The sequence below is a fragment of the Streptococcus oricebi genome, assembly GCF_017883985.1.
GTDB classification, from domain to species: domain Bacteria; phylum Bacillota; class Bacilli; order Lactobacillales; family Streptococcaceae; genus Streptococcus; species Streptococcus oricebi.
This window is the reverse complement of the sequence record NZ_PRDG01000002.1, coordinates 22785-48995: the sequence shown is the minus strand read 5'-3', so window position 1 is coordinate 48995 and position 26211 is coordinate 22785. Positions and strand designations below refer to the sequence as shown.

The following is a 26211-nucleotide window of genomic DNA, read 5'->3' as shown; positions in this document are numbered from 1 at the left end:
AGATTATGCTTCCAATTTACTGTCGTTTTAATACCATCATCTTCTTTCTTTTGCCAAGAGGCCCTCCACCTGATTGAGACAGGCCCTTAAGGAGCCGTTGTTGTCTAGCAGAACATGAGCCCTTTGTCGCTTTTGAGCCAGGGGTAGTTGGGCCTTGAGACGCTGCCTTGCCTGAGAGTCCGACAGCCCATCTCGAGCCTTTAGGCGCTCAAGCTGGACCTTATCCTCTACATCAACCAGCCAAATCTGGTCAAACCAAGACTCATAATCCAACTCGAATAAAAGAGGAATATCCATAAAAAAGAGAGTTTCTTTTTCTTTCAACCGATCGCGCAGGCGGGCCAATTCCTCCCGGATAATGCCATTTTGCAACTGACTGGATTTCTTCATCAGGTCAGGATTATCAAAGAGCATTTGGCCTAATTTCTGTCGATTGAGCTGGCCGTCTTCCTGCAAAATTTCAGGTCCAAATTCAGCCAGCAGAACCTGATAGAGAGCACCTTGTGGTGCCTGCAAGTCATGCACGACTTGGTCAGCATCAATGACCTGATAGCCCTCTTCTCTTAAAAATTGGCTGACACTAGATTTACCCGAGGCGATACCGCCTGTTAAGCCGATTATTTTTCCCATCTATTTCACCTGACAATGTGGACAGAGGTGGGTCCCCCGTCCAGCTAACTTCATTTTTTCAAGCTCACTACCGCAACGTGGACAAGGCTGACCTGCCCTAGCATAGACCTTGAGTTCCTCCTGCATGGTCCCATCCTCACCCAGGGCATTACGGTAGGTACGAATGGTTGAGCCACCCTTTTCAATCCCTAGCTGTAAGACCTGAATAATTTCTCGATGCAAGGCCCTTATTTCTGACTCAGATAGACTGGCAGCCAACCTTTTAGGGTGAATCTTAGCCCGCCAGAGCACTTCGTCCACATAGATATTCCCCAAGCCTGCAACCAAGGTCTGGTCTAGCAAGTATGGTTTCAAGACCTTTCTTGATTTTTTCAAAGTAGCCTTAAAAGGCGCCAGCTGGAAATCTCGCTCGGTCGGCTCAGGCCCCAGCTTTCTAGCCTTAAAATAAGCCTGGACCCTTGATTTTTCCAGCAATTCCATAGTCCCAAACTTGCGCACATCCTGATAAATCAGACTGGTTTTATCCCTAAAATCAAAACGAACATGGCTGTGCTTGTCAAGAAGCGGCTCTCCTGAAAAATAAAGGTATTTGCCCTCCATGCGTAGGTGAGAAATCATGCTCCAATCTGTCAGCTGGAAAATCAGATACTTGCCCCGCCGCTCAATGGCTAGAATTTCCTGACCCTGGAGAGCCTTTTGAAACTCTTTGGCACCGCTGACAATCATCTTGGGATAAAAAACAGTCACCCTTTCAATTTTTTTGTCGACAACCAAGCGCTCCAAACCACGCCTGACCGTCTCCACTTCTGGTAATTCTGGCATCTTCTCTCTTTCCTATCTTTTATCAATGTCCCAGCTCAAAGTGACCAGAAAAATATTCCGAAAGCATGAGGCCATGCTTGGTAGAAACACTGGCTAGCTGATCAATTTCTTCCTCTGAGAAAAAGCGCAGAGCCTTGGTCTCCTCATTATGAAAATTCTCGATAGCAATCTCAGAAACCGCCTTAACTTCATAGAGAAAAACCACCGTCTGCACCTTGTCTCCGTTGGGATAGACTTCTTCAAAATTTGTATAGACATTGAGCAAATGGCTCACCTCAACCTCAATCCCCGTCTCCTCAAAAAACTCACGCCGACAGGTGTCAAGGGAGGATTCGCCCAATTCCATAGCACCGCCCGGGATTGCCCAAGTCTCCTTATCACCGCGAAGTTGGAGCAACACGCGCCCCTTTTCATCAGTCAAAATGCCGCCAGCAAAGGTCAGAATAATCTTATCATGTCCAACCTTGGAGCGAATATAGGAAATGTAGTCTTGGGTCATCTTTGCTCCTTTCATAGAAAATATAAATCAGTCAAACCGCCTCAAGGCATGAGGAAAGCTAGCACCTTGCAAAAAGTATTTTATAAGCTCAATGTGTGTTGCTACATCACTAAACAACCAAGCATGACCTTTATCAGGATAATAAGCACACTCACTAAAGGTATTTTGGCTTGCCAGCAACTTGTGCGACTCGTGCATCGAAGGTGACTCCTTTCCGCCTGAAACGAAAAAGATAGGATTATCAAAAGTTAAATCTAAGTTTAAGAGATTGGCTTGGGACATCGCCCGACGAAAGGAGCGACCTGAAGTATCTTGTAAATCAGCAACGAAACTCTGATAGTCCTCCTCAGGAACGCCGTCTTTTGCCATTCCCTTGCTCAATATCTGAGCAAGCAAGCCAGTATTTTTAAACAGTGACATGATGTAGACACCCGCAATTATCTTTCGATAGCCTTTGATAGGATAATGACACATACCGTCCACAAGCGCGCGGTCAAACAAATCGGCATGCTTTTCCAGCAGGGTCAAAACGAGACCTCCGCCCAGCGAAAGACCAACAAGATGTGGCTTACCGTGCGTTTTATCCTTGATAATGTCAGCAATCATTTCCGTCACATCATCAAAGTTTGTCCAATCCACATCGTGACTCTTGCCGTGACCAGGCAGGTCAATGGCTAGGCAATAAAAATCTTTCTCAAGCGCAGCCATGTGGCGTCGCCACATCCTGCTACTAGAGCCGGAAGCGTGTAAAAAGACAATCGTCTGCGCGTGTTGTTGACCACTTTCTCTGATAAACAAATCAGTCATCCTTGCCACCTTCCTTTAGCTGCGACTATGGTAAAATCCCTTAATATTCCTTCTTATTATAGCCAAAGTCTGCCAAGTCCAGCTTCTTGTCGCGCCAGTTTTTCTTGACCTTGACCCAGGTTTCTAAGAAAATCTTGTCGCCCAGCATGAGCTCAATATCGCGCCGCGCAAGCGAACCAATTTTTTTGAGCATGGAACCGCCTTTACCGATGACAATTCCTTTTTGACTATCGCGCTCGACCATAATGGTCGCCCGAATATGAATTTTATCGGTTTCTTCATCCCGTTTCATGCTATCAATAACCACGGCCACCGAATGCGGGATTTCCTCTCTGGTTAAGTGGAGGACCTTCTCCCGAATCATCTCCGATACCAAGAAACGCTCGGGGTGGTCGGTAATCTGGTCGGCTGGGAAATATTGGAAGCCTTCTTCCAAATTGTCGCTCAAAATATCAATCAAACGAGAGACATTGTTGCCTTGTAGAGCCGAAATTGGCACGATTTCCTGAAAATCCATTTGCTGACGAAAATCATCAATCTGCGCCAAAAGCTGGTCAGGATGCACCTTGTCAATCTTATTGACCACCAAAATAACCGGCACCTTAGCCTGCTTTAGCCGCTCGATAATCATATCATCCCCCTTGCCTCGCGCTTCATCCGCTGGCACCATAAAGAGAACCGTATCTACCTCCCGCAGGGTACTGTAGGCTGATTCGACCATAAAATCACCCAGCGCTGTCTTGGGCTTGTGAATGCCCGGCGTGTCAATAAAGACAATCTGCTCCTGCTCGGTCGTATAAATCCCCATGATTTTATTGCGCGTGGTCTGGGCCTTATCGCTCATAATGGCAATCTTTTGCCCCATAACATGATTTAAAAAGGTCGATTTTCCAACATTGGGTCGACCTAAAATTGCTACAAAACCTGATTTAAAAGTCATATCTATCCTCTTTTTTAAAAAATAATATTCCAAATTTTAGGAATAAAAATAATCAAACCTGTCAACAAGGCAAAGCCTGACACGATAAGCACAGCCCCTGCCGCCATATCCTTGGCATTTTTGGCCAACATGGAAAAGTGATAGTCACTAGCCAAATCAACCACATTTTCAATCGCCGAATTCATGACCTCAAAGGCCACTACCAGAAAAACACTCAAGAGTAAAAAGAGCCACTCTACTTTAGAAACCCGGAAAACCAAGCCAGCAATAATGACTAAAACTGCTGATATTGCGTGTTTACGCAGATTCCTCTCTTCTTTAATTGCTGTAAAAATCCCTGTCAAGGCAAATTCTAAACTTGCTGTCAGAGTTCGGTTTTTCCACTTTCTCTTATCGTTATTATTCTCTCGTAAGTCCATAAGCTGTCAAAATCTCTTCCTGTAAACCAAACATTTCTGCTTCTTCTTCAGGGCTATAGTGATCATAGCCATTGATATGCAAAAAACCATGCACAGCCAAAAAGCCCATCTCCCGCTCAAAACTGTGACCGTAATCAGCCGCCTGCTCGCGCGCCTTATCCACCGAAATGTAGAGCTCGCCGATATAGGCATCAAAGTCCTCTAGCATGGCCGCAAGTTCTGGATTGTCCTCCAAATCCTCCTGACTAAAGCTGATGTCTGTCTCTGGCTTATACTCTAAGCTGACCACATCTGTCGGCTTGTCCATATTTCGATATTCTAGATTAACTTCATGGATACGTTGATTGTCCACAAAGCTAATGGCCATCTCCTTGTTTTCCTGACCAATTTTTTCAGCCGCAAAAGATACCAAATCCATGATTTGCTGCTGCATTTTTTCAGAGACTTGACCCGTCTCATCCACCATCTCAATATACATATCTCACCCTCATCTGTTTACTTACTCTCATTATACCATAAATCACAAACCTTGAGCTGAGAAAAAGAAAAAGCCTCGTTAGGCTTTATCTAGTAAGTTCTCTAAAAAAAGTAAAACGCTCAACTCTTGCATCTACTTGCATCTAATAAATATCTCGCCGATGTCCCACTTCTAGCGCCAAGATAATCAGTTCCTCATCTTGAATATTGACAATAACCCGATAGTCTCCAACACGATAGCGCCACTGACCCGAACGATTGGCAATCAAGCCTTTTCCCTTGGCTCTAGGATTGTCGACTATAGAGTTAAGATAAGCTTTAATCCTCTTCTTAGTAAAAGCAGCCATTTTTCTAAATTGCTTGGCAAATTTGGGCGTAGGTATGATTTTATAAGTCATCCCAGCTCAAAACCTCCCCACCATTTGCCAGGTATTCTTCATACTCTGCCAAAGATTCATCTGCAACTCTTGCATCGTACTCATCTTCTAATGCTTTGAGTGTTTTATGACGAATTAGCTCAGAAAGGCTCACATTTTCTAACTTTGCCATTGCTTGCATGAAAACTTTATCTTGTTCCGAAACTTTCAAAGTAATTGTAGCCATGACACGCCTCCTTTATTATATTATATTTTATATGTATATTTGTATTATTTTTAGTAATACTATTGTATTACACTTAGAAAAATTATGCAAGCTAAACATGCTTACTAAATATTTCGGGCGAAGTTCGGGCCGAATAATGAAAAAAGCCTTATTTACAGGCTTTTCTTTATCTGTTCTATGCTAATTGCCGGGATCGAACCGGCGACCTCATCCTTACCATGGATGCGCTCTGCCAACTGAGCTAAATCAGCAGTACCTATCTAGTCTATCATCTTGATAGATACTTGTCAATACCTTTACAGATTCTTTTTCAAAAATTTTTCAATCTTTGGAATTTCTACTAAGATATTCTTCCCTGGTCAGACTGTACCATCTTCTTGTCACTAGTCGGCCGGGTTCTTTTTTATCGATAGTGGCATAGGGTTCTTGGTGAGAAAAGGTCATACCCGCCTTTGCCATGACCCGACCCGAAGCAGGATTTGCTTCATCGTAACAAGCGATTAGCTTGTTCATGCCTACTTGCTCAAAGGCGCAAGCGAGCAAGGCTTCCAAGGCTTCTGTCGCATAACCTTGCTTCCAATATTCTTTGTTAAGGCCGTAGCCAATGGCAGCTGTTTTCAACTGCTCGTCTAGCTTATGTAAATCAATACTGCCGATAAAGGTGTGACTTTCTTTGATTTCAATGCCGTAGTTGCCTAGAGGCCGGCTCAAAAAATACCGAGCAATCTGATTTTTGCTATCTTCCACACTGCTATGCCGCGCAAAAACAAAACGCGTATTCTCCTCATCGCTAGCATAGTCAAACATCTCCTCCGCATCATCCAAAGTCACAGGACGCAGCAGCAAGCGGTCAGTTTCTATAATCATATGCTCTGCTAATAATTGATAAATATTTTTCATTTGTCTCCTTTTTTAAAATAGTCTTCCTTAGTCAGTAAATAATGTTTCAAAGTCATGATACGATTTTCCTGATTTTTATTAAGCATTGCATAAGGCTCTTTGTGTGAAAAGGTAAAACCTGCCTTTTCCAATACTCTACCGGAAGCTGGATTTTCAATATCATGACGAGCTACCAGACAATTCAAATCCAATTTATCAAAAGTTAGCTTAACCATTGCTTTTAGCATTTCTGTCGCATAGCCTTGGTTCCAATAGTCTTTGTTAAGACAGTAACCCACTTCTGCTTTTCCAACATCCTGCTTTAATTCCACAAATCCGAATGTTCCGATAAATTTTCCATTGCTTTTCACTTCAATACCATAGGAACCCAGAGGATAATTTAAGAAAAACTGAGCAATTTGATTTCTGCTATCTTCTACTGACTGATGGGGCGAAAAAGTCACATAACGAATAGTTTCTAAATCTGATGCATACTCAAACATCTCCTCCGCATCATCCAAAGTCACAGGACGTAGCAGCAAGCGGTCAGTTTCTAAGGTGCGGTGTTGGGCTAATTTAAGATAGATATTTTCCATAGGCGCCTCCTTTTTTCATAATAGAATAACATGAATCAGCCTCCAAGACAAGGCCGGTCAATTTTTTCTTGATTTTTAAAGCGTTTTCCTATAAAATGAAAACATCAAAAGAAAAGAGGTTTTTCTATGCTAATTGGTATTCCTAAAGAAATCAAGAATAACGAAAATAGGGTCGCTCTGACTCCCGCAGGTGTCCAAACCTTGGTCGCCCAGGGTCACCAGGTCGTCATTGAGACCGGCGCAGGGCTGGGTTCAGGATTTTCCGACCAGGCCTATGAAAAGGAAGGGGCAAAAATCCTGGCTACAGCAGCCGAGGTTTGGGCCAGTGAGTTAGTGGTCAAGGTTAAGGAACCTCTGGCAAGTGAGTATGGTTTTCTCCGTCCTGACCTGACCCTCTTTACCTACCTTCACATGGCGGCAGCTCCTGAACTGGCCGATGCCATGACAGCAAGTAAGACCACAGGAATTGCCTATGAAACGGTGACCGATAGTGACGGTCAACTCCCACTTCTGGTGCCTATGAGTGAGGTAGCTGGACGTATGGCTGTCCAAATCGGGGCTCACTTCTTAACCAAGCAAGAGGGTGGCTCTGGTGTGCTCTTAGGGGGTGTGCCAGGAGTACCAAAAGGAAAAGTAACCATTATCGGGGGTGGTGTCGTCGGCACCCATGCGGCACGAATTGCCCTTGGACTCGGTGCTCAAGTGACCATTCTAGACATCAATGCCAAGCGCTTGTCTGTCCTTGAGGACGTCTTTGGCCATCAAATTCAAACCCTCATGTCCAATCCTTTCAACATTGCTGAAAACGTCAAGGACGCCGATGTGGTTATCGGAGCCGTTCTGATTCCAGGAGCCAAGGCACCAAAACTAGTGACCGAAGACATGATTAAGGAAATGCGACCTGGCTCTGTCATTGTCGATGTAGCTGTTGACCAGGGTGGAGTTATCGAAACGGCTGACCGTGTTACCACTCATGACCAACCCGTCTACGAAAAACACGGAGTTCTCCACTATGCCGTTGCCAATATCCCTGGGGCCGTTGCTCGCACTTCAACCATCGCTCTAACCAATGTCACCCTGCCTTACATTGTCGCCCTAGCTAATAAAGGCTTTAAGGAAGCTGTACTTGCAGATCCAGGTCTCTTCTTAGGCGTAACCACCTACCAGGGTCAGATTACCAGCGAGCCTGTCGCCCTTGGATTGGAAAGAACCTATACCAGTCTTGACCAATTGTTCTAATATCCAAAGTGGATTTGGAAGAGAGCCCTCCCTAGTCTAATAAGGCTAACTCTAGCCACTTATAAGAAAGAAAAACAGAGAGTCCCTTCTTAGGTGACTCTCTATTTTTCTAAGCTGAAAGCATTTATCTTTCAAACTTTATTTAATCTTCCTTTATTTGGTTGATCCCTTCTTTAGGCTCATAGGCGCGGATAATTTCAGCGACAACAGGGTGGCGGACCACATCTTTGGCTGAAAAATGCACAAAGTCAATCTGACGAATAGCTCTCAACTTCTCTGTCGCATCAATCAAACCAGACTTGACCTGGCGTGGTAAGTCAATCTGACTGATGTCCCCATTGACAATCATCTTGGAGTTAAAGCCCAGCCGAGTAAGAAACATCTTCATTTGCATGATGGTTGTATTCTGGGCCTCATCTAGGATAACGAAGGCATCATCCAGGGTCCGCCCCCGCATATAGGCCAAGGGGGCAATCTCGATAATTTCTCGCTCCATCATCCGACTGGTCTGCTCTTTACCTAGGATTCGATAAAGGGCATCATAAACCGGCCGCAGGTAAGGATCCACTTTTTCCTTGAGGTCACCTGGTAAAAAACCCAGACTTTCACCAGCCTCAACCGCAGGACGGGTCAAGATAATTCGCTTGACTTGTCCCCGCTTGAGCGCCGTTACCGCAAGGGTCACAGCCAGAAAGGTCTTACCAGTCCCTGCTGGACCAATCCCAAAGACAATATCATGATGCTGGACACTATCAACATAGAGCTTCTGTCCCAAGGTCTTGACCCGAATGGGCTTGCCATAGCTATCCTTGATGATTTCTTCCTCATAGAGGGCCACAAACTTATCCAGTTCTCCATTTTTGACCATAGAAATGGCCGTCACAATATCAGGAGTCCCCAGGGTCATACCACGATTTACAAGGACCAAAAGGGCCTGTATGACCTCTTGGGCCTGGCGGCAATTTTCCTCCCCTCCTAAAATCTGAACAAGCTCTGTCCGAGCATGGATAACCACTCCCAACTCTTCCTCCATCAAGCGCAGATAACGCTCATTGGAGCCAAAGAGATGAAAAGAATCATCTGGATGTTGTAATTGAATATCGATTGAATGTTCTTGCAAAGCATTCTCCTTGATTATTACTTTTTTCTATTATAACAAAGCTGGTACATTTTTTCTAATCATCTTCAGAATTTGACTTAAAAAATTTCCACAAAACAATAGGAATAAGAACGGGTATTGAAAGTAGAGATAAGATAATACCATAATTGATTAACTCTCTAAACCAACCATTGATAATCAGACAGATAACCAGCACACTCAGAAAGACAATCCAATAGCTCCTTAAATTAGCTATTTTATTGATTTTCTTTTTTTGAGAAAAATAGATTACCCATATAACTATGACCAAGGCAAATGCTAAGAGGTATAAGAATCCAAAATATGCGCCTTCAATCAAATCAAAGAAAAATTTGAATACATGCTCAAGCCAATGAGTTCCCATTTGCGAAACAGAACGGCTGTGCACTCGAAGATAGACAAGATAAGGTAACTCAAAACTCATTAGCAAAACAGTATAAAGTATAGGCTGATTGAGAATTGAACTTAAGTTCTTTCTAGTGCTCTTCATATTCCTCCCAAATCTGGTCAAACTGACCTAGGTTAAAGGAAAAGCTGGCCTGCTCTTCCAAAAAACGACTGACCTCGTCAAAAGAATCTGTATGTTTGGGGAAGTTTGATTCATGAAAGACCAAATCAGCCAAAAGAGCCTTGGGCTCATTTGACTTGGGATTACGCTCGGTCATAAGCCAACTATAAAATGATTTTCTCATACTAGCTCCGTCCCAGTCGCATCTTGCTTGATTTTTCCAGCCTTCATCAAGCCACCCAGGGCCTTTTTAAATTGTCCCTTGGAAATACCAAAAGTGGCCTTGATGTCTTCAGGGCTAGACTTGTCATTCAGGGTCATAAATCCTCCATTAGACTCTAGATAGGTCAGAATCATCTGGGCATCATTTTCCAACATTTCAAAGGAGCGAGGCTTGATAGACAAGTTCAGGGTCCGGTCCACCTCCCGAAAACCAATGACCCGGGCATCTAAGACCTGTCCCAGGCGTGGCTCGGCATAGCGCTCATTGGGGTGGATAAAGCCTAGCATATTATTTTCTGGCAAATAGACAAAGGTCCCAGACATTTTAAGACGGTAGACAATAGCTGGCCAGTTTTGGTTTTGCATATTATTATAGGCTGGTTTGGCTAATTTTTGAAAATCTTGCTGGTCGGCCAAAATCCCCCAAATCCGGTCCTTCTTGTCCACCTCATAGCGCAGATAGAGTCGATCCCCCTTCTTAGGCCATAAGTCCTTGATTTCAGGTAAAATATCTAGAGAAATAACAATTTCCTTGTCCGGAAGCCCGGTATTCACAAAGACACCCAAGTCGCGGCGTACCTCGGTCACCACTCCCCAGCCGTAATCTTCCTTGGTCGCAGTCACTTCTAGACTGGTCAAGCGTAGTCTTTGCTTCATATCACTATAGGCAAAGCCCTTAACAGCCTGCCCAAGCCTATGCTCCCCTTCGCTTTTGGCTAGGGCATAGACCTGGCCATCCTTTTGAACAAAGTAAAAATCCTTGTTCTCATCTGTCACAAGACCTGTGATAAAGGTCGCTAAATGTGTGTTCATATTTATTTCTCTCTATCTAAATCAACAAAGGCCAGGCTAGCAACGGCAAGGCCAGAAAAAGCAAAAACCCAGTTTTTTACGATAAAGGCGATCATTAAATTGGCTATACCAATGGCCAGAAAGGCAATATTGACTTTTTTCATTTCCCACCTCTTTTAAAGAAACCCAGCTAGCTGGGCCAACTGAGTTGATTTTTTTATTGACTTTATCAATTAGACTTCCAAAAGTTCCTTTTCCTTGTGGGCTGTCATTTGGTCAATGTGTTTAACAGCATCATCAGTGACCTTTTGAATATCTTTTTCCAAGCCCTTGAGCTCATCTTCGGTGATTTCCTTGGCCTTTTCTTGCTTCTTGGCTTCATCCATAGCATCGCGACGAATATTGCGGATAGCTACCTTAGCACTTTCACCAACTTTTTTCACTTCCTTGGCCAAGTCTTTACGAGTTTCCTCGGTCAAGGCAGGGATAACCAGACGGATAACAGAACCGTCAGAAGCTGGAGTAATACCAAGATCAGAAGCGTTAATGGCCCGCTCAATGTCCTTGATTGATGACTTGTCAAAGGGAGTTACAAGGAGCACCCGCGCTTCTGGAATAGTAATAGAAGCGATTTGGTTGAGCGGAGTTTCCACTCCATAGTATTCGACATGAATGCGGTCAAGGAGGCTGGCATTAGCCCGTCCTGCCCGAATAGCACCAAATTCACGCGCCAAACTTTGGTGCGAGTGAGACATTCTTTCTTTTGCTTTTTCTACAATTGCATTTGCCATGATTATTTTCTTCCTTCTTTCTTAACGTTTTTTAGGCCTTGTTGGAGACAGTCGTACCGATAGCTTCTCCCAGAATGACCTTCTTGATATTTCCATGCTCGTTCATGTTAAAGACAACCAAGTCAATGTCATTGTCCATAGACAGACTAGCAGCCGTCGAATCCATAATCTTCAAGCCCTTATGAATCACTTCCACATGGGTCAACTCAGAGAATTTAATGGCATTTGGATCCTTCTTAGGATCGGCATTATAGACTCCATCAACCCCATTTTTAGCCATCAAAATAGCTTCTGCATTGATTTCTGCGGCCCGAAGAGCTGCTGTTGTATCTGTTGAGAAGTAAGGAGATCCAGTCCCTGCAGCAAAGATAACAATCCGATCCTTTTCCAGGTGACGAAGGGCCCGTCCTCGAACATAGGGTTCTGCTACCTGGTGCATGGCAATAGCTGTTTGGACCCGAGTATCCACCCCAATTTGAAGGAGGGCATCTGCCATAACCAGGGCATTCATTGCCGTTCCCAGCATTCCGGTATAGTCTGCCTGCACACGATCCATACCTGCTGCCGCAGCTGGCTCACCCCGCCAGAGGTTGCCACCACCGATAACGAGGGCAATCTCCACACCAGTCGCATGAACTTCCTTGATTTCCTCAGCGATTGACTGAACTGTCGCAATATCAATACCGACACCACGTTCACCAGCCAGGGCTTCACCAGACAACTTAATTAAAACACGTTTATATTTGGGTTCTACCATTTTCTTACTCCTTGTTTTATCCTTATTATTTTACCACAAAATCACTGACAAAAATAGTAAAAAGAGAGAGGAATCAAACTATTTTTTTGCCAATAGCTGTCCCCCTCTCTTTTAAAGGAGTAATTCTCTAACTTTCTCCCAAATCCTGATAAGGAGCTGCGAGTCCCCTCTTGACTCCGGGACGTTGGGCAATCTTCTCTACCCAGGCCTTAAAATGTGGATAAGAGTCTGTCTGTAAAAATTTTGCTGCCCCTGGATAAATCTTATCTTGACTCAGGCGTCCATACCAGGACCAGATAGCAATATCTGCAATACTATAGTCTGAACCAGCTATATAAGGCCGGCTAGCCAAGACCTGATCCAGCAAATCTAGCTGCCTTTTTACCTCCATACTATAACGATCGATTGGATACTTTTGCTCGCTCGGAGCATAGTGGAAGAAATGCCCAAAGCCACCGCCCAAGAAAGGAGCTGCTCCTGTCTGCCAAAAGAGCCAGTTGAGCACTTCTGTCCTCCCCTTCAAATCTTGAGGCAGCAAGTGTCCAAACTTTTCAGCTAGATAAAGCAGAATATTAGCCGACTCAAAGACAGAAATGTCCTCAGAGCCCGACTGATCTAAGAGAACTGGAATCTTAGAATTAGGGTTGAGAGCCACAAAGCCTGACGCAAACTGCTGGCCCTTGACAATATCAATCTTATACTGATCGTAATCTATCCCAGTCACTCCCAAGTCGCGCAATTCCTCCAGCATGATTGAAACCTTAATCCCATTAGGCGTTCCCAAAGAATAAATCTGAAAAGGGGCCTTACCTCTGGGCAAGGCTAGCTCAAAGCGTGCACCTGCTGTTGGCTTATTACCAGCCCGGCCATCATGCGGCTCTTCCCATTCCCAGATGAGGGGTTTCTTATATTCTGACATGGTCTGTCTCCTTCTCTTTTGTTACTTCTAGCCTAAGCTAAAAAAGCAAAAATGTCAATTTTCCAAACTGCAAAAGCACCCGGATTAAGGGTGCCTACTGCAAATATCAAAATCTATTTCCTAATCTCCAACTCCCTTAATTGCTCCATAATTTGCTCTAGGCTTGCCCCCGCCTCTACTAGGGCGGCGGCAGTATAGCTTCCCTCAACCAAGGGTACATTCATCGTTTGAAGGGGGCGATCAGAAAAATCCGCTAGCATTTCTAGATTCATTCGAGCCGAGCCCAAATCATAGAAGGCAAGGACTTGCTGGCCTTCAATTTGCTCAAAAGCCTCCTGGATCCGCTCAAAACTTGTACCAATTTCTCCCTGATTTAGACCACCCACAGCCTGAATGGGAGCCTTGGGAGCAACCTCTCTGATTAGTTCAAACAGACCTTGAGCCAAGAGGGAAGAGTGGGACACAATGAGAATACCTACTTCCATTAGTCTAGCCCTCCTTGGCTTCTAGATAAGCCTTAAACAAGAGGACTGAAGAATAAGAACCTGGATCAATATGACCAATCGAACGCTCCCCAAGATAAGAAGCCCGGCCCTTGGTTGCCTTCAAATCCTTGCTTTGCTCAAGGAGGGAGTCAATCAAGGCTTCTGTTAGTTGGTCTTTCCCTAAGGCAGGCAAGACCCCTGTCCAGACATCTACCATGGTTTTTTCACCAGGCTGGGCCTTGCCCCTTTTGACAATCATCTCCAAACCTGCTTGGAAAAGTTCCAGGTCTGTCAAGCCCTCTTTTTCTGCCTTCATCATCCCCATAAAGGCTGAGCCATAAAGAGGACCTGAAGCACCTCCGACTTTACTAATCAGCTGCATAGAAATTGCTTGAAAAATCTCGGCTGTACTTGCAAAGTTCTTTTCATTTAAAAGCTCCTGGACAGCAGCCATCCCCCGAGCCATATTCCCGCCATGATCCCCGTCACCGATAGGAGTGTCTAGCTCTGATAAATAATCTTTTTCTCTTTGAATAGCCTCATTAAAAAGAAGCAACCATTTTTTAGCAAAAGTTTGTTCCATAAATCCTCCTTACCAAGCAATCGTTGTAACTGGACTATTTAAGGCTGTTAACCAAGCCTCATCCTTAATCTTAAGCAAGGTCAAGGACAAACCAGCCATATCAATCGAGGTCATATAGTTCCCTAATTTTTTATAGGCAACCTGAAGACCTGCCTGTTCCAAAAAACCTGCAACATCCTTAGCAAAGATATATTGCTCCATCAGGGGAGTTGCCCCCATACCATTGATTAAGAGAGCAAACTTCCCCTCCCTAGCCTCAAAAGAAGCCAGTAGTTTTTCAGTCAATTCTTGAGCCAAGACCTTGGAGGTCTGCATCTTTTCGCGCCGATAGCCCGGTTCCCCATGGATTCCAATGCCGTACTCAATTTCATCATCTGACAAGACAAAACCAGGTTTACCAACTTCCGGAACGGTTGCTCCTGATAGAGCCAGTCCTAGAGTGGAAAGCTCTGGGACCAACTCATCTGCTAGAGCCTTAATCTCAGCCAAAGATTTTCCTGCCCTAGCCGCATGACCAAGAATTTTGTGAACAAAAATTGTGCCAGCAACTCCACGCCGTCCTTGAGTATAGAGGCTATCCTCAACAGCAATATCGTCATCAACCACGACACTTGCAACCTCAATTCCCTCCATTTCAGCTAATTCCTGAGCCATCTCAAAATTCATAATATCGCCCGAGTAATTCTTAATAATCAGAAAGACCCCGGCTCCTTCATCAGCTGCCTTAATAGCCTCTAAAATTTGATCTGGAGTCGGTGAGGTAAAGACCGCCCCACAAACAGCGGCCGATAGCATACCCTCGCCCACAAAACCAGCATGGGCAGGTTCGTGACCAGAACCTCCACCTGATACCAGGGCTACCCTTCCGGTCTTGGGGCTTTTTCGGATAATCGAGTCAAAACCATCCAACCTTTCCACCAAATCTCCATGAATATAAGCCAAACCATCCAACATCTGGTCCACAACAGCACTTGCATCATTTATAATTTTTTTCATAGCGACTCCTTTACTAGCTGCCTAATTTTCTGAAAATTAAGCAAAAGATTTCTTACCTCTATTTTATCAGGAAAGAAGCAAAAACGAAAGCGCTAACATTTATTTTTTCTAAACTGTATATGAAAACTAGCCCCTCTACAGGACTAGCTTAGATTCAGACAATTTTTAGTATAGGTTTACTTCTCTCGGTATTTGGACCATTTCTCCTGGGCTAAAAACCAATTATAGTCCTGGTTCTTGTTGTCCAAGACAAAGTCTAGCAGAGCTTTTTTAACAGGACTTTGATCTTTGACCTGCCAAATGGTCTGCTGGTAGGTCGAAAAATACCATTCTTTTTCCTTAAAATTTCTATCCCAATCGACAAGGACAGTATGCCCATCATCAATCTTCTCCCTAATCTTCCCCAAGGCCTTAATCTTCATCGTTGAAACCTTCTCCCCTTTAGGATTGGCAAAAGGTAAATCTTTACTTTTAGTATAGGTAGCCTTGAGAGCAAGATAATCGCCCACCTTCATTTGATCATAGAGTTTTTTCATCTTTATATACTGCTTATTCTCTTCTTGACCCTTCCAACCAAGTTCCCAGCAGTTTTGGCTCAAAAACCTTTCACTTTGGTCTTCTTGACCAAAAGCCGTCCCTACAAAATAACAAAGTCGCTCAGTCATTAAAAATATCCTCCGCCTAATTTTCCTTTATCATACTATAAAATAAAGCAGATGAACAGAAAAAACTCCACCCGAGGCAGAGTTTTTCATATCGATTTTTTTATCAATTAAAATGAACTTGGGTCAACCTTGATACCAACACCTTGAGTAGTGGTGATAGTTAGGTTGGTCATGTAGGTACCTTTAGCAGTAGCTGGTTTTGCTTTTACGATAACATCGTTGAAAGCCTTGAAGTTTTCAACCAACTTGTCAGCATCAAATGATACCTTACCGATGATTGCTTGTACGTTACCTGCGCGGTCTGCACGATAGGTAATCTTACCACCCTTAGACTCTTCAACTGCCTTAGCAACATCCATAGTTACAGTACCAGTTTTAGGGTTTGGCATCAGGTTACGAGGTCCAAGGACCCGTCCGAGACGTCCTACAAGAGCCATCATGTCAGGGGTTGCAACAACCACATCAAAGTCAAGCCAACCACCGTTGATTTTTTCAACGAGGTCTTCTTCACCGACAAAGTCAGCACCAGCAGCCTTAGCTTCTTCAGCCTTGGCACCACGCGCGAAAACAAGTACGCGTTGAGTCTTACCAGTACCGTTTGGAAGGACCATTGCACCACGGATTTGTTGATCCGCTTTTTTAACGTCAATATTCAAGTTGTAAGCAACTTCTACAGTTGCATCAAATTTTGCAAAGTTAGTTTCTTTTGCAAGTGCTACAGCTTCTTCTACGCTGTATGCTTTTGTGCTGTCGATTTTCTCAAGTGCAGCACGAAGTTGTTTGCTTTTTTTAGCCATTTTATATTCTCCTTGTAAAGTGGTTCAATCGATTTTCATCTCCCACGTCACTCAGTCATGATGAAGTGAGCGGGTCTAGGGTTTGTTATTGATTAGTCAACAACAGTGAATCCCATAGAACGAGCAGTACCTTCAATCATACGCATTGCAGATTCAATATTTGCAGCGTTCAAATCTGGCATCTTAGTTTCAGCAATTTCTTGTACTTGCGCACGAGTAACTGTTGCAACCTTAGCTGTGTTTGGTGTACCTGAACCTTTTTCAACACCAGCAGCTTTCTTCAAGAGAACAGCAGCAGGTGGGGTTTTTGTTACGAAAGTAAATGATTTGTCTTCATATACTGAGATAACAACTGGGATAATCATACCAGCTTGATCAGCTGTACGAGCGTTAAACTCTTTGGTGAATCCCATAATGTTGATTCCTGCTTGACCAAGTGCTGGTCCAACTGGTGGAGCTGGTGTCGCTTTACCGGCAGGAATTTGCAATTTTACAAGTTTTTCGACTTTTTTAGCCATTTTAAAATCCTCCTTTGTGGTTCTTTCGGTAATGTAAGATTTTTACCTCCCACAAGTATGCTTATCGCATACCTTTCTATTATACACTAATCTTTCTAAATTGCAAGAAAAAAATCACTTCCCCCTTCTTTTTTACCCATTTTATGGTAAAATAAATCTATGATACTATTGAAAATTTCTGCGGTCCTCTTTGTCTTTTTAACTCCGCTGGTTACCATTATTATTAGTCGCTTCTTCAACCTAAAGAAATTCGGCCTAAACTTTGCAGATTTAGCTTTTCCGCTTTTTGTTTTGGAGCTTTACTTCATCACAGACAAGGCCTACTACCATAGCTTTCTGCCCCAACTGGTCTTGGCCCTAGGACTCTTAGCTATCGCTATCACCATTTACTTCCTTAAAAAGAAACGCTCCTTTTACTATCCCAAGTTCTTTAAGTTTTTCTGGCGGGCTGGTTTTATTCTGACCTTTCTTATGTACCTGGCCATTGTTATCGGCCTCTTTCTCAAAAAATAATCAGACTAGTCAACTAGCCTGATTATTTTTTTATTCATGAATCTCCAAGGGTTGGCCGTCTGGATCAAAGAAGAAGGCCATTTTTTTACCGTCAAAGTCATCATACCTTAGTCCTTGGTGGGCAATCCCTAATTGGTCAAAGCTCGCTAGGCAAGCCTCTACATCAGCCACCTTAAAGGCTAGGTGCCTGAGTCCTGTATGCTCGGGCTTAGGCAGGGCAGGCCTTAATGGTGCCTCTGGCTTGATAAAAATCTCCAAGGTCAGCTGGCCCTTTCTGACATTAAACAAGATATCCCCCTTATCGGGACGGACATGTAAATCTAGCTGCTCAAAACCCAGCTTATCAACATAAAATTCCCGGCTTTTCTCATAATCGTGGCCAATGATAGCAATATGGTGGAAGCTGTCAAATTTCATAATAGTTCCTTTCCTAATAAAAGGAGGCGGAGGCAAGTGCCTCCCAGCTCAATAAGTCTTTAAAACTGCTAACAGAAGAACAACTAGACTTTTACATAGGAGCTAGTCTGTTCAATAAGGACCTTTTCTGTCTCTTGTCTAGCCGGTCTGTAAAACCTTACGCGGTTTGGTCCCCTCAGCTGGACCGATTACGCCAGCTGCTTCTAGCTCTTCCATCAGGCGAGTTGCCCGATTAAAGCCGACAGATAAGCGTCTTTGAATCATGGAGGCAGAGGCTTTCTGGGTCTCAATCACTAAGGCCTTGGCTTCTTCAAAGAGGGGATCTCCCTGCTCATCCAAGTCCTGGCCACTTTCACTATCTCCTTCAGCAACTTCACCCGGATCAAAGCTTTCATCATAGTCAGCCTCGGCTTGATCCTTGATAAAGGAGACGATATTTTCTACCTCCTGATCAGAGATAAAGGATCCCTGAAGGCGGACCGGATGATTTTCATCGATAGGTTTAAAGAGCATATCTCCTCGACCCAGCAATTTTTCTGCCCCATTTTCATCAAGAATGGTCCGACTATCCGTTCCACTTGAGACGGCAAAGGCAATTCTTGAGGGTACATTGGCCTTAATCAGACCAGAAATAACATCAACAGAAGGGCGCTGGGTGGCTAGAATCATGTGGATACCTGCAGCCCGGGCCTTTTGTCCCAGGCGGATAATGGCATCTTCTACCTCCTTACTAGCTACCATCATGAGGTCAGCCAATTCATCGACGATGACGACGATAAGAGGGAGGGGAATCTGCTTGTATTCGGACTGGGCATTGTATTCAGCTACCTTGGCATTATAGCCAGCAATATTTCTAGCCCCTACCTTAGAGAAGAGTTCATAGCGATTCTCCATCTCATCAACCACCTTTTGCAGGGCACGACTGGCCTTGCGCGGATTGGTGACAACGGGAATCAGTAAGTGAGGAATATCATTATAGACAGACAACTCGACCATCTTGGGGTCTACCATCATAAACTTGACCTCATCTGGTCTCGCCTTCATAAGAATGCTGGCAATAATCCCATTAACTGCAACGGATTTACCCGAACCAGTCGAACCCGCCACCAACAAATGCGGCATTTTCGCTAAATCAAAGGAACGAACAGAGCCATTGACAGCCTTCCCCAAGGGAATTTCCAAGAGTTTATTGGCTTCTGTCTTGGACTGCTCCCAAAGTTCACGGAAGGTCACCGTTGCGACTTCTGAATTGGGCACTTCTATCCCAACCAGGGACTTACCGGGAATAGGAGCCTCTATTCGCACATCCTTGGCAGCTAGGGCCAGGGCCAAGTCATCGGCTAGGTTAGAAATTCGATTGACCCTAACACCTACGGCAGGCTTGACCTCATACTTGGTGACGGAGGGGCCGATTTCAGCCCTTTCAACCACCACACGAATCCCAAAGCTAGCAAAGGTTTCTTCCAAAATTTTGATATTCTCCCGCACTAGCCTCTTTTCCTTGGACTGGTTTTTAGGCTTATCAGGAGCGAATAAGGACAGACTTGGAAGTTTATAGTCCAGACTTTCCTGGGGGCGGAAATCAACTTCCAACTCCTCTTCGTCTGCCATCTCGTCTGCTTCCAAATCTTGGTCTGATTCTCTTTCAAAATTCAAAGGAGCATGGGGGTCATAGTCGAAAATCTCCGGCTCATGCTCTTCAACTTCTGGAGGCAATTCTTCCATAATGGTCTGGTCGAAAAATTCTTCTTGTGCTAACTCTTTCTTGGCAGCTTCTGCCTGACTAGCCGCCGCCTTTGCCTTCTCTTCTTTTTCTACAAAACGTTGTTGCCGTTTTTCTTCCCGCTTGGCCAACCAGAGCTGAAAGAGCTGGCCGACTTTTTCAGCCAAATCATAAATAGACCAAGGACTAACCAAGAGTCCACCCAGTAAGATAAGCAAAAGTCCGATAAAGTAGCTGCCGATATTTGAAAATAAAAAGGAAATCGGCGCATAAAGAAGGGCTCCAATCAAACCTCCTCCTGCAAAGGAGCTGACCTTAAAGGCCAAGAGATCAGCCAAGACACGAGAAAGAGTGGTCTGCAAAACCTGCCCTTTTAGGGCCAAAACGTCTACAAAATAAGCCTGAAAGATTAGGGCCAGGCCTGCAAAGGCACTCAAAAAGCCTGATACAGAGCCCTCATGCTTGCCCAACCACTTGAAGAAAAAGAGGTAGACAAGGCTAGCCCCAATCGCTAGATAGGCCAAACTCCCCACTCCTAGTCTGATGAGATTATAAATACTGATACCAAAGGCCCCTAATTTCAAAGCGGCAAAAAGGAGGATAAAAGCCAGCATAAAGCTGACTATCATTCTTTTAATAGCTTTTTGCCTTTCTAATTCTGCCTTGGTTGGGCGTCTTGTCGTCCGCCCCTTACTTGATTTTTTCTTACTTGCCATAAGCTCTATTATACCATAAGACGGCCCTTAGTCCAATCAATATCAAATAGAAAAATAAGCCCAGCTTATTTCAAGCGTCTAAGAAAAAATTTGTTGCCCCAAATCCCCTTATGATTTACTTGAACCCATCTGCTTCCACTAATATTCTGGATTAGCAAGACCAGTAAACCAAGACTAGACCCTGAAAGTAAAGTGGATAAGGCCAGGGACTGTCAGCTCTCTACCAAGATAGTTGGCAAGCCTGATATAAAGTTCTTTTCATGCTCCTTGCAAGGGTATTCTTCCTTTATTTCTTAAAGCTAGTTTTTATATAATTTATCTATTTTCTTTTAGGGAGGAGACTAATTTTTTAGTTTTTCTAGCAGAAAGGTTTGAAAAAGGCTGGTCTTTATAGTAAAATGTCAATAGTCCATCATTCAGAAAGGAAGACTATGAAAAAACTAATTATTTTAGGACTTGCTGCTGGTCTTGTCTTGACAGGCTGTACCAGTATTCAACGGAGCTTGCGCGGAAATGACTATGTTGATTCCAGCCTAGCAGAAAAAGAAAAAACAGCCGCTCTAACTAATAAAAATGCCTACTTCCCCCAACTCTCCAATAAGGTAGGAGAAAATGAAGCCGAAGTCAAAATGACAACCAGTCAAGGAGATATCCGCCTCAAGCTCTTTCCCAAATACGCCCCCTTGGCAGTTGAGAACTTCCTGACCCATGCGAAAGAGGGTTACTATAACGGCATTAGCTTCCATCGAGTTATCAAGGATTTTATGATTCAGTCTGGAGATCCTAAGGGCGATGGCTCTGGCGGCCAGTCCATCTGGCAGGGTAAGGACACTAAAAAAGACTCTGGCAAAGGCTTTAAAAATGAAACCTCTCCCTATCTCTATAATCTAAGAGGGGCCCTAGCAATGGCTAATTCAGGTCCTGATACCAATGGTAGCCAGTTTTATATCAACCAAAACTCAGCAGACCAGTCCAAGGCCCTTAGTAAGGACACCTATCCAGAAAAGATTATCCAAGCCTATAAAAAGGGCGGAAATCCTAGTTTAGACGGCAACTATACCGTCTTTGGCCAGGTTATCGACGGCATGGATGTGGTTGATAAGATTGCCAACTTAGAGACCGAAGATAACACCAAACCCAAACAAGAGGTTAAGATTCAAAAAATCGAAATCATCAAGGATGTCAAGAAAAAATAGCAAGCAAAAAAAGATTTGATCGGCCCCAAAGCCACCAAATCTTTTTTCTTTATTTACCAAGCTCTAGCTAGACTTTGGCTAGCTCAGCTGATTGAAGTCCCAAACCTGGCTCACCCAGCCCTCATAAAAGTCCGGCTCATGGCAAACCATGAGAATACTTCCCTTATAGGCTTGTAGGGCCCTTTTCAATTCTTCCTTAGCATCCACATCAAGGTGGTTGGTTGGCTCGTCCAGGACCAGAACATTATTTTCTCGATTCATCAATAGACAGAGGCGGACCTTGGCCTGCTCTCCACCAGAGAGGACCTGAATTTGACTCTCGATATGCTTGGCTGTTAGACCACAGCGGGCCAGGGCTGCTCTGACCTCTGCCTGGTTCATGGCTGGAAAAGCATCCCAGACCGCTTGCAGTGGGGTTTGCCGCTTATCGCCAGCTACTTCTTGCTCGAAATAGCCCACTTCCAAATAGTCACCTCGCTCAATCTGGCCAGCTAGGGCCGGAAGCAAGCCCAAAAGGCTCTTTAAAAGGGTGGTCTTTCCAATCCCATTAGCCCCGATAATCGCAATTTTTTGATTGCGTTCAAAGGTCAGGTTTAAGGGTTTAGTCAAGGGCTTTTGGTAACCAATTTGAAGGTCCTGGGCCTGGAAGATAAAGCGGCCTGGCGTGCGGGCCATCTTAAAATCAAAAGAGGGTTTAGGCTTTTCAGCCTGCAACTCAATCAAGTCCATCTTATCCAACTTTTTCTGACGCGACATGGCCATATTTCTAGTCGCTACCCTGGCCTTATTGCGATTGACAAAGTCCTTCAAATCAGCAATTTCCTTTTGCTGCCGCTCATAGGCCGCTTCAAGCTGAGCCTTTTTCATCTGATGGACCTCTTGAAACTGGTAGTAGTCCCCACTATAGCGGGTCAAATGTTGATTTTCTACATGATAGACAATATTGATTACATCATTTAAAAAGGGAATATCATGGGAAATGAGGACAAAGGCATTTTCATAATTTTGCAGATAACGCTTGAGCCAGTCAATATGCTCCGCATCCAAATAGTTGGTTGGCTCATCCAAAAGCAGAATATCTGGCTTTTCAAGCAAGAGCTTGGCCAGCAGGACCTTGGTCCTTTGACCACCAGAAAGAGCAGTCACATCGGTCTCCATACCGAAGTCCATAACCCCCAAGGCCCGCGCAACCTCGTCAATCTTGGCATCCAGACTGTAGAAATCCCGACTATCCAAGCGATCTTGGAGCTCGCCAACCTCTTCCATCAAGCTCTCATAGTCCTCAGCCTCGGCCATCTCCAGGTAAATCTCATTGATACGACTTTCCGTCTTAAAGAGTTCATCAAAGGCTGTTCGTAGGACATCTCTAACTGTTTGCCCTTCCTCTAGGACCGAATGCTGATCCAGATAGCCAGCCGTCACATACTTGGACCACTCAACCTTGCCTTCATCGGGCAACATCTGGCCAGTGACAATACTCATAAAGGTTGATTTCCCTTCCCCATTGGCTCCCACAAGCCCAATATGTTCTCCCTTTAGTAGACGAAAGGATACATCCTCAAAAATGGCCCGGTCTCCAAAACCATGACTCAGATTCTTAACTTCTAAAATACTCATCTCTACTCCTTCACTGGAAAATTTCTCTCAAAATTATATCATCTCTGGACTAGCTTTGGCAAGATAAAAAAGAGACCGGATGACCAGCCTCTTTTTCCTAAGATCTATCTTAATCAAAATCAAGATATTCTTTTTCGAGTTCAAGAACTTCTTCCATAGTAGCACATTCTGTAAGAGCGCGTTCTGCCAGTTCTTGCATCTTCTTAGTATCTAATTTCTTCATCAAGCTACGTGTCCGAAGAACAGAGGTTGCTGACATAGAGAATTCATCCAAGCCCATACCAACAAGAAGTGGTACAGCGGTTTGATCTCCAGCCATCTCACCACACATACCTGCCCACTTACCTTCCTTATGTGCTGCCTTGATGACATTGTTAATCAAGCGCAAGATAGAAGGGTTGTAAGGTTGGTAGAGGTAAGACACCTGCTCGTTCATCCGGTCTGCTGCCATGGTGTATTGGATCAAGTCATTGGTACCGATTGAAAAGAAGTCTACTTCCTTGGCAAATTGGTCAGCCAACATTGCTGCTGCTGGAATTTCAATCATGATACCAACTTGGATATTGTCAGCTACGGCTACACCTTCTGCCAACAATTTAGCCTTTTCTTCTTCATAGACTGCCTTAGCCTTGCGGAATTCAGTCAAGAGCGCTACCATTGGGAACATAATCCGAAGTTGACCATGAACAGAAGCGCGTAGGAGAGCCCGTAATTGGGTGCGGAACATAGCATCTCCGGTTTCAGAGATAGAAATCCGCAGAGCCCGGAAACCAAGGAAAGGATTCATTTCTTTTGGTAGATCGAAGTAAGGAAGTTCCTTATCTCCACCAATATCCATGGTTCTTACCACAACTGGCTTGCCGTTCATACCCTCAAGCACTGCCTTGTAGGCTTCATATTGCTCGTCTTCTGTCGGGAAGTCTTGAGAGTCCATATAGAGAAATTCAGTCCGATAAAGTCCGACTGCTTCTGCCCCGTTGGCATTTACCCCTTCAACGTCCTTTGGTGTACCGATATTGGCAGCCAATTCAAAGTGCTTGCCATCAGCAGTAACTGTTTGAGCGTCTTTGAGTAATTCCCACTCAGCTTTTTGCTTGGCATAAGCTTGACCAGCTGCCTTAAATTCTTCAATCTGTTCTGGGCTTGGATTGATTAAAACATCACCAGTAATTCCGTTTACAGCAAGCAAGTCGCCATCTTTAACTAATTCAGTAATGTTATTGGTTCCGAGAACAGCCGCAATTTCCAAAGTCCGAGCCATAATAGCTGAGTGACTGGTCCGACCACCAATGTTAGTGACAAAGGCCTTAACAAAGTTACGGTCCAATTGGGCTGTATCTGAAGGAGTCAGGTCATGAGCAATCACAACAGACTCTTCATCAATCATGGCTGGATTTGGCAAGCGAACACCGATAAGGTGGGACAAGACCCGCTTGGTCACGTCACGAATATCTGCCGCCCGCTCCTGCATGTATGGATTGTCATCCATATTTTCAAAGAGAGTAATAAACATATCCGTTACTTCTTTTAGACCTGCTTCTGCATTGGTCTTTTTAGCACGAATTGTTTCCTTAATCTGACCGATCATTTCTGGATCAGCCAGCACCATCAAATGAGCATCAAAAACTTGTGCTGCTTCTTCACCGAGGCTATCTACTGCTTTTTCACGGATAACAGAAAGCTCGTTCTGTGCTGCTTCTAAAGCGACATCCAAACGAGCCTCTTCTGCATTCGTATCTTCGACTGAAACAGTCTCAAATGACAAATCCGGTTGAACTAATAGATATGCCTTAGCAACAGCAACACCGTCAGATGCTGCAATTCCTTTTAGCATTTCTGTCATATTAAGCCAATCCTTCTTTATCCATTGTTTCTGAGATTGCTGCAAGTGCGTCGTCTGCATCTGCACCTTCAGCTGCAATAGTTACGTCTGCACCTTGACCAACACCGAGGCTCATAACACCCATAATTGACTTAAGGTTTACGGATTTACCTTTGTATTCAAGAGTAATATCTGAAGCAAATTTGCTAGCTGTTTGAACGAGCAAAGTTGCTGGACGAGCGTGGATACCTGTTTCTGCCACAATGTGGAAATCTTTAGAAGCCATAGTTAGACTCTCCTTTAAATATTTCTTTTTGGGTTATTTTGATAACCCTTACAACATAGCATTATACCACCTTTTGAAATCTTTTTCAAGAATTTTATGTATGCCTTCCAAAATATTTCTAAAGGATTGGAACTTTAAAAAGCTTCTTTCGGCTCGCATTTTTATATTGGTTTCGGAAATTTTTTCCGCCTCTATAAAGGAGATAGATAGATAAATATTTTTCTTTTCTCCTTCTTTAAAAGTCTGAATTATCAAGGAATTTCCTCCTAAAAGACGAGAAATAGGGACTTTTCCTTTGTTGGCTCAAAACACTATATGTAGTATCAAGTCCTACTTGACACCAAAATCTTCTACAATATTTAGTTTAAATCATTGACATCTGATTTCATTTTGTTTATACTAAGAGGGTACTAGTTTTCAACACATAAAACATATAGAGGAGTTTACTTATGGTAACTATTTATTCAAAGGATAATTGCGTTCAATGCAAAATGACTAAACGCTTTTTAGATACCAACCATGTTGAGTATCGTGAAATCAATCTAGATGAGCAGCCAGAATACATCGAGCATGTCAAAAATCTCGGTTTCAACTCTGCACCGGTCATTCAAACTTCAACCGATGCTTTCTCCGGCTTTCAACCAGGTAAATTGAAACAACTTTCATAATCTCATTTAAACATTAGATGACGGCTTCTATCATTAAAATAGGAGCGCTTTCTTTTGTTTGGCAAGTTGTCAGACAAAGCAGTTGCCCTAGCAGGACCTTTGGGAGACTAGATTTTGTCTAAGCGCTTGACTGCTGATTAAGTCTGCCAACGGGCTTTGTATCTTATAATT

The 26211-nt window shown here is 43.9% G+C and carries 34 protein-coding genes, 1 tRNA gene and 2 pseudogenes; 4 read left to right on the top strand and 33 right to left on the bottom strand.

Translation table 11 applies throughout. From position 1 onward, the window contains the following. Positions 1 to 36: 36 nt before the first annotated feature. The 12 genes from coaE to C4K46_RS02875 form a co-directional block, all read right to left on the bottom strand. Positions 37 to 630 (bottom strand): dephospho-CoA kinase, encoded by a 594-nt coding sequence (coaE, locus tag C4K46_RS02930; protein WP_209627250.1) that lies wholly within the window; start codon positions 628 to 630, stop codon positions 37 to 39. After that, on the bottom strand, positions 631 to 1452 hold the full coding sequence (gene mutM, locus C4K46_RS02925) for a DNA-formamidopyrimidine glycosylase (protein ID WP_209627248.1): 822 nt from the start codon (positions 1450 to 1452) through the stop codon (positions 631 to 633). A 22-nt stretch (positions 1453 to 1474) separates the two neighbouring features. After that, complete coding sequence (locus C4K46_RS02920) at positions 1475 to 1951, bottom strand: NUDIX hydrolase (RefSeq protein ID WP_209627246.1); 477 nt, start codon at positions 1949 to 1951, stop codon at positions 1475 to 1477. Positions 1952 to 1978: 27 nt separating this feature from the next. Beyond that, positions 1979 to 2758, bottom strand: coding sequence for an alpha/beta fold hydrolase (locus C4K46_RS02915; RefSeq protein WP_209627244.1), 780 nt, complete (start codon positions 2756 to 2758; stop codon positions 1979 to 1981). 40 nt (positions 2759 to 2798) lie between these two features. Then, entirely contained in the window at positions 2799 to 3698 is a 900-nt protein-coding gene (gene era / locus C4K46_RS02910; RefSeq protein WP_209627242.1) for a GTPase Era, read from the bottom strand. Positions 3699 to 3712: 14 nt separating this feature from the next. Continuing rightward, positions 3713 to 4117, bottom strand: a complete 405-nt coding sequence (locus C4K46_RS02905) for a diacylglycerol kinase family protein (protein ID WP_209627240.1) — start codon at positions 4115 to 4117, stop codon at positions 3713 to 3715. After that, positions 4098 to 4595 (bottom strand): rRNA maturation RNase YbeY, encoded by a 498-nt coding sequence (gene ybeY / locus C4K46_RS02900; RefSeq protein WP_209627238.1) that lies wholly within the window; start codon positions 4593 to 4595, stop codon positions 4098 to 4100. Before ybeY ends, C4K46_RS02905 begins: the two co-directional genes overlap by 20 nt. A gap of 142 nt (positions 4596 to 4737) precedes the next feature. Continuing rightward, positions 4738 to 4992, bottom strand: a complete 255-nt coding sequence (locus tag C4K46_RS02895; protein ID WP_209627229.1) for a type II toxin-antitoxin system RelE family toxin — start codon at positions 4990 to 4992, stop codon at positions 4738 to 4740. Further along, positions 4982 to 5197 carry a type II toxin-antitoxin system RelB family antitoxin gene (gene relB / locus C4K46_RS02890; RefSeq protein WP_209627227.1) on the bottom strand — a complete coding sequence of 72 codons (216 nt, stop codon included), beginning with the start codon at positions 5195 to 5197 and terminating at the stop codon, positions 4982 to 4984. The genes C4K46_RS02895 and relB overlap by 11 nt, the downstream gene beginning before the upstream one ends. 178 nt (positions 5198 to 5375) lie before the next feature. Then, a tRNA-Thr gene (locus tag C4K46_RS02885) sits at positions 5376 to 5448 on the bottom strand. Positions 5449 to 5518: 70 nt separating this feature from the next. Further along, positions 5519 to 6097: a GNAT family N-acetyltransferase gene (locus tag C4K46_RS02880; protein WP_209627225.1), complete on the bottom strand. Its 579-nt coding sequence runs from the start codon at positions 6095 to 6097 to the stop codon at positions 5519 to 5521. Then, entirely contained in the window at positions 6094 to 6672 is a 579-nt protein-coding gene (locus C4K46_RS02875; RefSeq protein WP_209627223.1) for a GNAT family N-acetyltransferase, read from the bottom strand. Before C4K46_RS02875 ends, C4K46_RS02880 begins: the two co-directional genes overlap by 4 nt. Before the next feature lie 126 nt (positions 6673 to 6798). Here C4K46_RS02875 and ald point away from each other — a divergent pair, with 126 nt between their 5' ends. Continuing rightward, positions 6799 to 7911, top strand: coding sequence for an alanine dehydrogenase (ald, locus tag C4K46_RS02870; protein WP_209627221.1), 1113 nt, complete (start codon positions 6799 to 6801; stop codon positions 7909 to 7911). Positions 7912 to 8053: 142 nt separating this feature from the next. On the opposite strand, the gene C4K46_RS02865 is transcribed toward ald, so the two are convergent. The 14 genes from C4K46_RS02865 to rplK form a co-directional block, all read right to left on the bottom strand. Further along, positions 8054 to 9031: a PhoH family protein gene (locus tag C4K46_RS02865; protein ID WP_209627219.1), complete on the bottom strand. Its 978-nt coding sequence runs from the start codon at positions 9029 to 9031 to the stop codon at positions 8054 to 8056. Positions 9032 to 9086: 55 nt separating this feature from the next. Next, positions 9087 to 9539 (bottom strand): hypothetical protein, encoded by a 453-nt coding sequence (locus tag C4K46_RS02860; RefSeq protein WP_209627217.1) that lies wholly within the window; start codon positions 9537 to 9539, stop codon positions 9087 to 9089. Beyond that, on the bottom strand, positions 9526 to 9741 hold the full coding sequence (locus tag C4K46_RS02855) for a YozE family protein (protein WP_209627214.1): 216 nt from the start codon (positions 9739 to 9741) through the stop codon (positions 9526 to 9528). Before C4K46_RS02855 ends, C4K46_RS02860 begins: the two co-directional genes overlap by 14 nt. Next, positions 9738 to 10592 carry an RNA-binding virulence regulatory protein CvfB gene (gene cvfB, locus C4K46_RS02850; RefSeq protein WP_209627212.1) on the bottom strand — a complete coding sequence of 285 codons (855 nt, stop codon included), beginning with the start codon at positions 10590 to 10592 and terminating at the stop codon, positions 9738 to 9740. Before cvfB ends, C4K46_RS02855 begins: the two co-directional genes overlap by 4 nt. A gap of 2 nt (positions 10593 to 10594) precedes the next feature. Next, entirely contained in the window at positions 10595 to 10735 is a 141-nt protein-coding gene (locus C4K46_RS02845) for a hypothetical protein (RefSeq protein ID WP_209627210.1), read from the bottom strand. A 69-nt stretch (positions 10736 to 10804) separates the two neighbouring features. Then, a complete protein-coding gene (gene frr, locus C4K46_RS02840; RefSeq protein ID WP_209627208.1) occupies positions 10805 to 11362 on the bottom strand; it encodes a ribosome recycling factor in 558 nt (185 codons plus the stop codon). 31 nt (positions 11363 to 11393) lie between these two features. Beyond that, positions 11394 to 12119: a UMP kinase gene (pyrH, locus tag C4K46_RS02835; protein WP_209627206.1), complete on the bottom strand. Its 726-nt coding sequence runs from the start codon at positions 12117 to 12119 to the stop codon at positions 11394 to 11396. Positions 12120 to 12246: 127 nt separating this feature from the next. Then, positions 12247 to 13038, bottom strand: coding sequence for a glutathione-dependent disulfide-bond oxidoreductase (gene yghU, locus C4K46_RS02830; protein WP_209627204.1), 792 nt, complete (start codon positions 13036 to 13038; stop codon positions 12247 to 12249). A 113-nt stretch (positions 13039 to 13151) separates the two neighbouring features. After that, entirely contained in the window at positions 13152 to 13523 is a 372-nt protein-coding gene (dhaM, locus tag C4K46_RS02825) for a dihydroxyacetone kinase phosphoryl donor subunit DhaM (RefSeq protein ID WP_209627202.1), read from the bottom strand. 4 nt (positions 13524 to 13527) lie between these two features. Beyond that, on the bottom strand, positions 13528 to 14106 hold the full coding sequence (gene dhaL, locus C4K46_RS02820) for a dihydroxyacetone kinase subunit DhaL (protein ID WP_209627201.1): 579 nt from the start codon (positions 14104 to 14106) through the stop codon (positions 13528 to 13530). A gap of 9 nt (positions 14107 to 14115) precedes the next feature. After that, entirely contained in the window at positions 14116 to 15102 is a 987-nt protein-coding gene (gene dhaK / locus C4K46_RS02815) for a dihydroxyacetone kinase subunit DhaK (protein WP_209627199.1), read from the bottom strand. A 176-nt stretch (positions 15103 to 15278) separates the two neighbouring features. Continuing rightward, positions 15279 to 15638 carry a hypothetical protein gene (locus C4K46_RS02810; protein WP_209627197.1) on the bottom strand — a complete coding sequence of 120 codons (360 nt, stop codon included), beginning with the start codon at positions 15636 to 15638 and terminating at the stop codon, positions 15279 to 15281. 236 nt (positions 15639 to 15874) lie between these two features. After that, positions 15875 to 16564, bottom strand: coding sequence for a 50S ribosomal protein L1 (rplA, locus tag C4K46_RS02805; protein WP_209627195.1), 690 nt, complete (start codon positions 16562 to 16564; stop codon positions 15875 to 15877). 92 nt (positions 16565 to 16656) lie between these two features. Then, positions 16657 to 17082: a 50S ribosomal protein L11 gene (gene rplK, locus C4K46_RS02800; RefSeq protein ID WP_209627193.1), complete on the bottom strand. Its 426-nt coding sequence runs from the start codon at positions 17080 to 17082 to the stop codon at positions 16657 to 16659. A gap of 159 nt (positions 17083 to 17241) precedes the next feature. On the opposite strand from rplK, the gene C4K46_RS02795 reads away from it, so the two are divergent. Further along, on the top strand, positions 17242 to 17595 hold the full coding sequence (locus tag C4K46_RS02795) for a DUF3397 domain-containing protein (RefSeq protein WP_209627191.1): 354 nt from the start codon (positions 17242 to 17244) through the stop codon (positions 17593 to 17595). 30 nt (positions 17596 to 17625) lie between these two features. Here C4K46_RS02795 and gloA2 read toward each other — a convergent pair whose 3' ends face one another. From gloA2 to C4K46_RS10705, 3 genes and pseudogenes are all read right to left on the bottom strand, one after another. Next, a complete protein-coding gene (gene gloA2, locus C4K46_RS02790) occupies positions 17626 to 18012 on the bottom strand; it encodes an SMU1112c/YaeR family gloxylase I-like metalloprotein (protein ID WP_209627190.1) in 387 nt (128 codons plus the stop codon). 138 nt (positions 18013 to 18150) lie between these two features. After that, a pseudogene (locus C4K46_RS02785) lies at positions 18151 to 19692 on the bottom strand (DNA translocase FtsK); the annotation flags it as partial. Between the two features lie 95 nt (positions 19693 to 19787). Further along, positions 19788 to 20451 (bottom strand): annotated as a pseudogene (locus tag C4K46_RS10705) (cell division protein FtsK); the annotation flags it as partial. 431 nt (positions 20452 to 20882) lie between these two features. Here C4K46_RS10705 and C4K46_RS02780 point away from each other — a divergent pair. Then, complete coding sequence (locus tag C4K46_RS02780; protein WP_209627186.1) at positions 20883 to 21647, top strand: peptidylprolyl isomerase; 765 nt, start codon at positions 20883 to 20885, stop codon at positions 21645 to 21647. 78 nt (positions 21648 to 21725) lie between these two features. Here C4K46_RS02780 and C4K46_RS02775 read toward each other — a convergent pair whose 3' ends face one another. The 4 genes from C4K46_RS02775 to C4K46_RS02760 form a co-directional block, all read right to left on the bottom strand. Further along, positions 21726 to 23264 carry an ABC-F family ATP-binding cassette domain-containing protein gene (locus tag C4K46_RS02775; protein ID WP_209627183.1) on the bottom strand — a complete coding sequence of 513 codons (1539 nt, stop codon included), beginning with the start codon at positions 23262 to 23264 and terminating at the stop codon, positions 21726 to 21728. Positions 23265 to 23373: 109 nt separating this feature from the next. Further along, positions 23374 to 25107, bottom strand: coding sequence for a phosphoenolpyruvate--protein phosphotransferase (gene ptsP, locus C4K46_RS02770; RefSeq protein WP_209627181.1), 1734 nt, complete (start codon positions 25105 to 25107; stop codon positions 23374 to 23376). A gap of 1 nt (position 25108) precedes the next feature. Next, on the bottom strand, positions 25109 to 25372 hold the full coding sequence (locus tag C4K46_RS02765) for a phosphocarrier protein HPr (protein WP_209627179.1): 264 nt from the start codon (positions 25370 to 25372) through the stop codon (positions 25109 to 25111). Between the two features lie 48 nt (positions 25373 to 25420). Further along, a complete protein-coding gene (locus C4K46_RS02760) occupies positions 25421 to 25627 on the bottom strand; it encodes a hypothetical protein (protein ID WP_209627177.1) in 207 nt (68 codons plus the stop codon). A gap of 194 nt (positions 25628 to 25821) precedes the next feature. On the opposite strand from C4K46_RS02760, the gene nrdH reads away from it, so the two are divergent. Then, the gene (nrdH, locus tag C4K46_RS02755) at positions 25822 to 26040 is read left to right on the top strand and encodes a glutaredoxin-like protein NrdH (protein ID WP_209627174.1); all 219 of its coding nucleotides are present in this window, start codon (positions 25822 to 25824) and stop codon (positions 26038 to 26040) included. Positions 26041 to 26211: the final 171 nt, after the last annotated feature.

Excerpts from the sequence above, each read along its gene's own strand:
- relB (WP_209627227.1), bottom strand. The coding sequence starts at position 5,197 with ATGGCTACAATTACTTTGAAAGTTTCGGAACAAGATAAAGTTTTCATG.
- C4K46_RS02780 (WP_209627186.1), top strand. The coding sequence starts at position 20,883 with ATGAAAAAACTAATTATTTTAGGACTTGCTGCTGGTCTTGTCTTGACA.
- gloA2 (WP_209627190.1), bottom strand. The coding sequence starts at position 18,012 with ATGAAATTTGACAGCTTCCACCATATTGCTATCATTGGCCACGATTAT.
- C4K46_RS02915 (WP_209627244.1), bottom strand. The coding sequence starts at position 2,758 with ATGACTGATTTGTTTATCAGAGAAAGTGGTCAACAACACGCGCAGACG.
- ptsP (WP_209627181.1), bottom strand. The coding sequence starts at position 25,107 with ATGACAGAAATGCTAAAAGGAATTGCAGCATCTGACGGTGTTGCTGTT.
- C4K46_RS02855 (WP_209627214.1), bottom strand. The coding sequence starts at position 9,741 with ATGAGAAAATCATTTTATAGTTGGCTTATGACCGAGCGTAATCCCAAG.
- ald (WP_209627221.1), top strand. The coding sequence starts at position 6,799 with ATGCTAATTGGTATTCCTAAAGAAATCAAGAATAACGAAAATAGGGTC.
- C4K46_RS02920 (WP_209627246.1), bottom strand. The coding sequence starts at position 1,951 with ATGACCCAAGACTACATTTCCTATATTCGCTCCAAGGTTGGACATGAT.
- dhaL (WP_209627201.1), bottom strand. The coding sequence starts at position 14,106 with ATGGAACAAACTTTTGCTAAAAAATGGTTGCTTCTTTTTAATGAGGCT.
- dhaK (WP_209627199.1), bottom strand. The coding sequence starts at position 15,102 with ATGAAAAAAATTATAAATGATGCAAGTGCTGTTGTGGACCAGATGTTG.
- C4K46_RS02860 (WP_209627217.1), bottom strand. The coding sequence starts at position 9,539 with ATGAAGAGCACTAGAAAGAACTTAAGTTCAATTCTCAATCAGCCTATA.
- mutM (WP_209627248.1), bottom strand. The coding sequence starts at position 1,452 with ATGCCAGAATTACCAGAAGTGGAGACGGTCAGGCGTGGTTTGGAGCGC.
- C4K46_RS02765 (WP_209627179.1), bottom strand. The coding sequence starts at position 25,372 with ATGGCTTCTAAAGATTTCCACATTGTGGCAGAAACAGGTATCCACGCT.
- C4K46_RS02775 (WP_209627183.1), bottom strand. The coding sequence starts at position 23,264 with ATGAGTATTTTAGAAGTTAAGAATCTGAGTCATGGTTTTGGAGACCGG.
- rplK (WP_209627193.1), bottom strand. The coding sequence starts at position 17,082 with ATGGCTAAAAAAGTCGAAAAACTTGTAAAATTGCAAATTCCTGCCGGT.
- C4K46_RS02895 (WP_209627229.1), bottom strand. The coding sequence starts at position 4,992 with ATGACTTATAAAATCATACCTACGCCCAAATTTGCCAAGCAATTTAGA.
- era (WP_209627242.1), bottom strand. The coding sequence starts at position 3,698 with ATGACTTTTAAATCAGGTTTTGTAGCAATTTTAGGTCGACCCAATGTT.
- dhaM (WP_209627202.1), bottom strand. The coding sequence starts at position 13,523 with ATGGAAGTAGGTATTCTCATTGTGTCCCACTCTTCCCTCTTGGCTCAA.
- C4K46_RS02905 (WP_209627240.1), bottom strand. The coding sequence starts at position 4,117 with ATGGACTTACGAGAGAATAATAACGATAAGAGAAAGTGGAAAAACCGA.
- pyrH (WP_209627206.1), bottom strand. The coding sequence starts at position 12,119 with ATGGTAGAACCCAAATATAAACGTGTTTTAATTAAGTTGTCTGGTGAA.
- nrdH (WP_209627174.1), top strand. The coding sequence starts at position 25,822 with ATGGTAACTATTTATTCAAAGGATAATTGCGTTCAATGCAAAATGACT.
- ybeY (WP_209627238.1), bottom strand. The coding sequence starts at position 4,595 with ATGTATATTGAGATGGTGGATGAGACGGGTCAAGTCTCTGAAAAAATG.
- rplA (WP_209627195.1), bottom strand. The coding sequence starts at position 16,564 with ATGGCTAAAAAAAGCAAACAACTTCGTGCTGCACTTGAGAAAATCGAC.
- cvfB (WP_209627212.1), bottom strand. The coding sequence starts at position 10,592 with ATGAACACACATTTAGCGACCTTTATCACAGGTCTTGTGACAGATGAG.
- C4K46_RS02875 (WP_209627223.1), bottom strand. The coding sequence starts at position 6,672 with ATGGAAAATATCTATCTTAAATTAGCCCAACACCGCACCTTAGAAACT.
- C4K46_RS02795 (WP_209627191.1), top strand. The coding sequence starts at position 17,242 with ATGATACTATTGAAAATTTCTGCGGTCCTCTTTGTCTTTTTAACTCCG.
- yghU (WP_209627204.1), bottom strand. The coding sequence starts at position 13,038 with ATGTCAGAATATAAGAAACCCCTCATCTGGGAATGGGAAGAGCCGCAT.
- C4K46_RS02845 (WP_209627210.1), bottom strand. The coding sequence starts at position 10,735 with ATGAAAAAAGTCAATATTGCCTTTCTGGCCATTGGTATAGCCAATTTA.
- coaE (WP_209627250.1), bottom strand. The coding sequence starts at position 630 with ATGGGAAAAATAATCGGCTTAACAGGCGGTATCGCCTCGGGTAAATCT.
- C4K46_RS02880 (WP_209627225.1), bottom strand. The coding sequence starts at position 6,097 with ATGAAAAATATTTATCAATTATTAGCAGAGCATATGATTATAGAAACT.
- frr (WP_209627208.1), bottom strand. The coding sequence starts at position 11,362 with ATGGCAAATGCAATTGTAGAAAAAGCAAAAGAAAGAATGTCTCACTCG.
- C4K46_RS02810 (WP_209627197.1), bottom strand. The coding sequence starts at position 15,638 with ATGAAAAAACTCTATGATCAAATGAAGGTGGGCGATTATCTTGCTCTC.